Here is an 8084-nt window from a genome sequence, read left to right as displayed (position 1 = left end):
GCGCGAACGTGCTGCCCGATGCGGGCACCGTCAGCGTCGTCAACGGCGCCACGCTCAGCCTCGGCGGCAACGACAGCGTCGCCACGCTCACGCTGGGCGGCACGCTGGCCGGCGCCAGCACCCTCACCGCCGACACCACGCTCGCCAGCGGCGCGCTGGTGCAGGCCAACCTGGGCGGCAGCAACCTCACGGTCAGCGGCAACGCCACGCTGCAGGGCACCGCCGCGGCCACCACGGTGCAGATCGATGGCGGCACGCTCACGCTCGCCAGCGCCAGCCGGCTGGCCTCCACGGCCAGCGTCACGGTGGCCGGCCCCGCCACGCTGGCCCTGGGCGGCAACCAGACCCTCGCGGCCGTGCTCGGCACCGGCACCGTCAACCTCGCCAGCCACACCCTCACCCTCGCCTCCAGCGCCAACCTCGTCTACGCAGGCTCACTCACCGGCACTGGCGGGCTGGTGAAGACCGGCACCGGCAGCTACACGCTCACCGGCGCGCAGGCCTACGGTGGCAGCACCTTGGTCGCCCAAGGCAACCTCGTGTTGCAGGGCGACAACCGCCTGCCCGATGGCAGCGCGGTCACGGTGGCCAGCGGCGCCACGCTCACGCTGGGGGGCGCCGACACGGTCGGCAGCCTGGCCTTGAGCGGCACGCTGGCAGGCACCGGCGCACTGACCGCCGCCAGCTACGCGCTGGCCGCAGGCTCGGCCACGCTGGCGGGCGCCGACCTGGGCGCCGGTGTGCTCAACGTCGCCGGCAACAGCAGCCTGGGCGGCGCCGCCGGTGCGGGCACGGTCAACGTCAACGGCGGCATCCTCTCGTTGGGCAGCGCCGACCGGCTGGCAGACAACGCCGCGGTCAGCGTGGCCAGTGGCGCGACGCTGGCCCTGGCCGGCAACGACACCGTGGCCACGCTGGCCCTGGCCGGCACGCTGGCCGGCAGCACACAGACACTCACGGCCACCACCACCACGCTGCAGACCGGTGCCAGCGTGGACGCCAACCTGGCCGGCACCACGCTGCGCGTGACGGGCAACGCCACGCTCAGCGGCACCGCCGCCAACGCGGTGGTGAACGTCGAAGGCGGCGTCTTCACGCTGGCTGTTGCCGAGCGCCTGGCCGACACCGCCGCACTCACCGTGGCCGGCGGCAGCAGCCTGCTGCTGGGCGGCACCGAGACCGTGGGCACGCTCACGCTGGCCGGCACGCTGGGCAGCGCCGGGCGCACGCTCGCCGCCACCACCTACACCCTGCAAGCTGGCGCCACGGCCCTGGCCAACCTGGGGGCCGGCACCTTGACGAGCACCGGCAACGCCACGCTCGCGGGAACCTCCGCCGCCGACACCGTCAACGTCAACGGGGGCACGCTCACCCTGGGCGCGGCCAACCGGCTGTCGGACAACGCCGCCGTCACGGTGGTCGGGGGCGCCACGCTGCGCTTGAACGGCGACGACACCGTGCGCCTGCTGGCGCTGTCGGGCACCCTCGATGGCACCGGCACGCTCTCGGCCGGCACCTACACCCTCACCGGCGGCACCTACGACACGCCGCTGGGCGCCGGCGATCTCACGGTCAGCGGCAACAGCACGCTGAACGCCACCAGCGCGGCCGCCACCGTCACCATCAACACCGGCACGCTCACGCTGGGCGCACCCAGCCGCTTCAGCGCCAGCCCCGCGCTCACCATCAACACCGGCGCCGGCCTCACCTTGGCCGGCGCCGAAACCTTCGGCTCGGTGGCCGGCAGCGGCAACGTGGCCCTGGGCGGCGCGACGCTCACCCATGCGGGCCTGGCCGACTCGGTCTTCGGCGGTGCCTTCAGCGGCAGCGGTGGTGTCGTCAAGGCGGGCAACAGCAGCTTCACGTTGAACGGCGCCCAGGCCTACACCGGCACCACGCGGGTGGAAGGGGGCACGCTGCGCGTGGGCGGCACGCTGGCCTCGGCCATGGTGCAGGTGGCAGGCGGCACGCTGGTGCTGGACGGCGCCAACCGGCTGGCCGACACCGCCACGCTCAACGTCGCCAGCGGCGCCCGGCTCACGCTGGCCGGCGACGACACCGTCGCCAGCCTGGCCCTGGCCGGCACGCTGGAAGGCAGCGGCACGCTGACGGCCGCCACCGTCGACCTGAACGGCGGTCGCGTCGATGCCAACCTGGGCGCCGGCACGCTGCGCAGCACAGGCAGCAGCCAGTTGAACGGCAGTTCGGCGGCCACATCCCTGGCGGTCGACGGCGGCACGCTGAGCCTGAGTGCCGCCAACCGCCTGACCGCATCACCCGTCACCACGCTGGCCGGCGGCGCCACCCTGGTGCTGCAAGGCGATCACACGCTCGGCGCTCTGGCCGGCACTGGCAATGTCACCCTGGGCAGCTTCGTGCTGACGACGGGCGGGGCCGGCGACAGCACCTACAGCGGCACCCTCAGCGGCAGCGGTGGCCTCGTCAAGCAAGGCAACGGCAACTTCACGCTGGGCGGCAGCCAGCTCTACACCGGCGCCACGCGCGTGCTCGCAGGGCGCCTGCTCACCGCTGCCGCCGATGTGCTGCCCGACGGCAGCGCCCTCGACGTGGCCAGCGGCGCCACCCTCACGCTGGGCGGCAACGACAGCGTGGCCAGCCTCACGCTGGCCGGCACGCTGGGGGGCAGCGGCACATTGAGCGCCAGCACCTACGCGCTGTCGGGCGCCACGGTCGGGGCGGCGCTGGGCGCCGGTGCCCTCACCAGCAGCGGCAACACCCAGCTGAACGCCAACAGCGCCGCCACCACGGTGCAGGTGACCGGCGGCACGCTCACCCTGGGCGGCGCCAACCGCCTGGCCGATGGCGCAGCGCTGACGGTGGCCGCAGGCGCCACGCTGGCGCTCGGCGGCAGCGACACTGTCGGCAGTCTGGCCCTGGCCGGCACCCTGGCTGGCAACGGCACGCTCACAGCGACGACCTACACGCTGGCCGGCGCCAGCGTCAACGCCAACCTCGGCGCGGGCACGCTGCTCAGCAGTGGCAGCAGCACCCTCACCGGCACCGCCGCGGCGCTGCAGGTGCAGGTGCTCGGCGGCACGCTCACACTGGCTGCCGCCGACCGCCTGGCCGACGCCGCGCAGCTGAGCGTGGCCAGCGGCGCCACCCTGAGCCTGACCGGCGACGACACCGTCGCGGCGCTGGCCCTGGCCGGCACGCTGCAGGGCGCCGGCACACTCACCGCCGCCAGCTACGCACTCGATGGCGCCACGGTGGCGGCTAACCTGGGCGCCGGGGTGCTCGGCAGCACCGGCCTCAGCACGCTCAGCGGGCGCAGCGCAGCCGGCAGCCTGCTTGTCAACGGGGGCACGCTCACCCTGGCCAGCGCCGGGCGTCTGAGCGCCACCCCGGCCACCAGCGTTGCCGCCGGCGCCTCGCTGCGCCTGGGCGGCGACGAAACGCTGGGCACGCTGGCCGGCGCGGGCGCGGTCGACCTGGCGTCCTTCACGCTCAACACCGGCAGCGGCGGCGACAGCCGCTACGACGGCACGCTCACCGGCACGGGCGGCCTCGTGAAGACGGGCCCCGGCAGCTTCACGCTGGGCGGTGCCAACACCTACACCGGCAGCACGCAGGTGCTGGCCGGCACGCTGGGCACGGCAGCGGCCGATGTGCTGCCCGATGCCAGCGCGCTGACGGTGGCCAGCGGCGCCACGCTGGCGCCCGGCGGCAACGACCGCGTTGCCAGCCTCGTGCTGGCCGGCACGCTGCAGGGCAGCGCAACGCTCACCGCCGCCACCTACACGCTGGCCAGCGGTACCGTGGTCGCCGATCTCGGCACCGGTCGCCTCGTCAGCACCGGCAGCAGCCGCCTGCAGGGCGCCAGCGCCGCCACCGACGTGGCGGTGGACAGCGGCACGCTCACGCTGGGCGCCGCCGACAGGCTGGCCAACGGCGCGGCCGTGGCCGTGGCCAGCGGCGCCACGCTGCAGATGGCCGGCGACGACACCATCGGGCAACTCAGCCTGGCCGGCACGCTGGCCGGCAGCGGCCGCCTCACGGCCACGAGCGCCGCGCTCCAGGGCGGGCGCGCCGACGCTGCACTGGCCGTCGGCAGTTTCAGCAGCACCGGCAGCAGCACGCTCAACGGCACGCTGCTGGCCAACAGCGTCTTGCTGGACAGCGGCACCCTCAGCCTGGGCAGCGCGCAACGCCTGGCTGGCCCGGCGGCCGTCACGCTGAACCCCGGCACGAGTCTTCGGCTGGCCGGCGACGAGACGCTGGGCACCCTCGCCGGCGGCGGCGACATCGCGCTGGGCAGCGCCACGCTGCGCACCGGCAGCGGGGGCAGCAGCAGCTACGCTGGCGTGCTCAGCGGCACCGGCGCACTGGTCAAGCAGGGTGGCGGCAGCTTCACGCTGGGCGCGGCGCAGGGCTACACCGGGCGCACCACGGTGGAAGGCGGCACGCTCACGGTGCAAGGCAGCCTGGCCTCGGCCGCGCTGCAGGTCGACGCCGGCACGCTGGTGCTCACTGCGGCAGACCGCCTGGCCGACACCGCCACCGTCGCGGTGGCCAGCGGCGCCACCCTCACGCTGAACGGCAACGACGCCGTGGCCAGCCTCACGCTGGCCGGCACGTTGGGCGGCAGCGGCACCTTCACGGCGGCCACCGTCGCGCTCGACGGCGGCACCGCCAGCGCCGCCTTGGGCGCCGGCACCCTGCGGTCCACCGGGAACAGCCGCCTGGAAAGCACCACCGCCGCCAGCACGGTGCAGGTGGACAGCGGCACGCTCACCCTGGCCGCGGCCGACCGTCTGGTGGCGCTGCCGGCCGTCACCGTGGCCACTGGCGCCACGCTGGCGCTGGGCGGTGACCAGCGCCTGGGCACGCTGGCCGGCGCGGGCCGCGTGGCCCTGGCCAGCCACACGCTGCGCAGCGGCCTGGGCGGCGACAGCCGCTTCGACGGCCAGTTGGAAGGCACAGGCGATCTCGTCAAGCAGGGCCCCTCGGTGTTCACGCTGGGGGGCAGCAACAGCCACAGCGGCAGCACGCGGGTGGAGGCCGGCACGCTGGCCCTGGCCGCGGCAGAACGCCTGGCCGACAACAGCGCCGTGCGCGTGGACCGCTTCGCGATCTTGCAACTCAATGGCGACGAGACCGTGGCCAGCCTCACGCTGGCCGGTGGCACGGTGGGCGGCACGGGCCAGCTCACGGCCACCCGCTACGCCCTCGAAGGTGGCACCGTGAACACGCCACTGGGCGCCGGCAGCCTCAGCAGCCGTGGCGACAGCGTGCTCAACAGCATCTCGGCCGCCAGCCTGGTGGAAGTGCTGGACGGCACGCTCACGCTTGCCGGCGCCGAGCGCCTGCCGGCCCTGCCGGCCGTCAACCTCAGCGCAGGCGCGAGCCTCGCGTTCGGGGGCGACCAGGGCTTGGGCACCCTGACCGGCGGCGGCAACGTGGCGCTGGGCAGCTTCACGCTGCGCACCGGCAGTGGCGGCGACAGCAGCTACGCCGGGACGCTCAGCGGCACCGGCGGACTCGTCAAGACCGGCAGCAGCAGCTTCACGCTGGCCGGCAACCAGGCCTACACCGGCAGCACGCGCGTGCAGGCCGGCACCCTGGTGGCCGCGGGCACGCTCGCCTCCTCGGCGCTGCAGGTGGACGCCGGCACGCTGGTGCTCGGCAGCGCCGATCGCCTGGCCGACACCGCCACCGTGGCCGTGGCCCGCGGGGCCACGCTCACGCTGGCCGGCAACGACACCGCGGCCAGCCTCACGCTGGCAGGCACCCTGAACGGCAGTGGCGTCCTCAGCGGCGCCAGCTACACCCTCGACGGCGCCACCGTGGTGGCCGATCTCGGCACCGGCACACTGCGCAGCACCGGCAACACGCGGCTGGATGGCCGCGCGGGTGCCGGCAGCCTGTTCATCGATGGCGGCAGCTTCACGCTGGGCAGCGCCGACCGCCTGAGCGACAGCGCGGCCCTCGGCGTGGCCAGCGGCGCGACGCTGGTGCTGGCGGCGACCGACACCATCGGCAGCCTCGCGCTGGCGGGCACCTACACCGGCGGCGGCACGCTGACGGCCGCCACCTACCTGGTGGACGGCGGGCGGGCCGAAGCGAACTTCGGCGCCGGCAGCCTGGTTGCGCGGGGCAACAGCACGCTGGCGGGCACGGCTGCGGTGTCGTCGGTGCTCGTCGAGAGCGGCACGCTTGCGCTGGCGGCCGCCCAACGCCTGCCCGCACTGCCTGCGGTGCAGGTGGCCGCCGGCGGGGCTCTCGCCTTTGCCGGCGACCAGAACCTCGGCAGCCTGGCCGGCGCCGGCAACCTGAGCCTGGGCAGCTTCACGCTCAGCACCGGCACGGGTGGCGACAGCAGCTTCGCCGGTGTCATCAGCGGCAGCGGCGGCCTGGTCAAGCAGGGCAGCAGCAGCGTCTTCACGCTCACGGGCACGAACACCTACACCGGCCTCACACGCGTGGCCGCCGGCACCTTGCGGGTGGGCGACGGGGGCAGCACGGGCAGCCTGGCCACCAGCGCCTTCGAGCTCACGGGCCTGCTGAGCCTGGCGCGCAGCGACACGCACACGCTGGCCCAACCCATCAGCGGCAGCGGCGCGGTGGAGCAGGCCGGCACGGGCCGCTTGCTCTTCAGCGGCAACAACAAGAGCTACACCGGCGCCACCACCGTGACACGTGGAGAACTCGCCACCGCCAGCGCCGACGAGTTGCCCGACGGCAGCGACCTGCGCGTGCTGGCCGCAGGCCGGCTGGCGCTGGGCGGGCGCGAAGCCGTGCGCACGGTGGAGGCCGATGGCAGCGTGGCGCTGGGCAGCGAACTCGTCACCACCGGCGACCTGCTGCTGCGCGGCGCCGTCAGCGCGCCGGCAGCCCTGCGCCTGAGCGGGCAGCGCATCGAGGCGCCGAACGCCGGCAACCGTTTCGGCGGCACGGTGTCCATCGACGCGCGCGGGGCGCTGACGCTGTCCAGCGGCACCGAGGGCAACGTGCCCCGCAGCCTGGTGCTGGGCACCGTGAACGCGGCCGACGGCGGGCGCATCGACAGCGGCGCCTTGTCGCTGACCGGCGTGACCACCGTGTCAGGCGGCACGCTGTCGCTGGTGGCAGCGGCACCGCTGGCGGTGCTGGCCCCGGGCGAAGAGCTGGCCAACCGCCAGGCCACGTCGCTGCCCATCGCCTTCGCGGCCGACGCGGTGTCGGCCGAGACCGGCAGCCGCATCAGCGTCGCTTCCGGCGCGAGCTTGCGCGTGCTGGCCCCCAACGGTGGCTCGGTGCAGTTGCTGCAGGCGGCCAACAGCTTCCTCGGCGAGCTCTCGGTGCTGAGCGGCGCGCTGAACTCGCCCTGGTCGGCCAACAGCACCGCGCTCAGCTTCAACGGCGTGACCGCCAACTACGCGGTGCAGAGCCGCGTTCGCATCGAGGGCGGCACGGTGAACATCGGCGGCGACGGCGTGCTGGCCGATGTGGTGAGCCTGCGTGCCGACCGGCTGAGCACGGTGGGCAACGCCGCCACCATCGTGGCGCGCCTGCCCTTCGACAGCACGGCCGGCACGGTCACCTCGCTGCCGGCGCTGACGCTCGAACTCACGCCGGCTGCCTTCGAACTGAGCTTCCCCTTCGGCGCACCGGGCAACGAGGGCGGCCTGCGCGTCGACGTGGGCAGCCGAGCCTACGGCAACCGCACGCTGCCGCTGGACGCCGGCTTCGTGACCGTGCTGCCGCGCAACGGTGCGCGCGGGGCCACCGCGGTGCTGCTGCGCGGCCCGGTGGTCAACCCCTCCGGCGGTTACCGCTTCTTCTTCGACGGTGCCGGCAACCAGGCGCAGATCCCGGTCTTCTACAACGGCGTGCTGCCCACCACGCCGCAGGTGGAGAACTCGATCTCGGCCACGGTGGCGGTGTCCGAAGGCGCCCGCAAGGCCGGCTTCGACGACGCGGTGCGCACCGAGAACGTGGCCGTGCGCCTGCGGGCCGGCGTGATCGCCGAAGTGGGCCCGGCCCCTGCGGCCACCCAGGGCACCGAGGGCTTGCGCGTGCCCAGCGGCTGCGCACCTGCGGCCGGGGCACTGCTGTGCGGCCCTGCCAACTGACTGATCGAG

The 8084-nt window shown here is 74.7% G+C and carries 1 protein-coding gene; it reads left to right on the top strand.

Features of this window, described 5'->3' with window-relative positions:
- Positions 1–8 precede the first annotated feature (8 nt).
- The gene (locus EOE66_RS18580; RefSeq protein ID WP_205702736.1) at positions 9–8075 is read left to right on the top strand and encodes a beta strand repeat-containing protein; all 8067 of its coding nucleotides are present in this window, start codon (positions 9–11) and stop codon (positions 8073–8075) included.
- Positions 8076–8084 lie beyond the last annotated feature (9 nt).

The sequence above is a fragment of the Rubrivivax rivuli genome, assembly GCF_004016505.1.
Classification (GTDB): Bacteria; Pseudomonadota; Gammaproteobacteria; order Burkholderiales; family Burkholderiaceae_C; genus Rubrivivax; species Rubrivivax rivuli.
The sequence above is the reverse complement of the archived record's forward strand: the minus strand, read 5'-3'. Positions and strand labels throughout refer to the sequence as shown.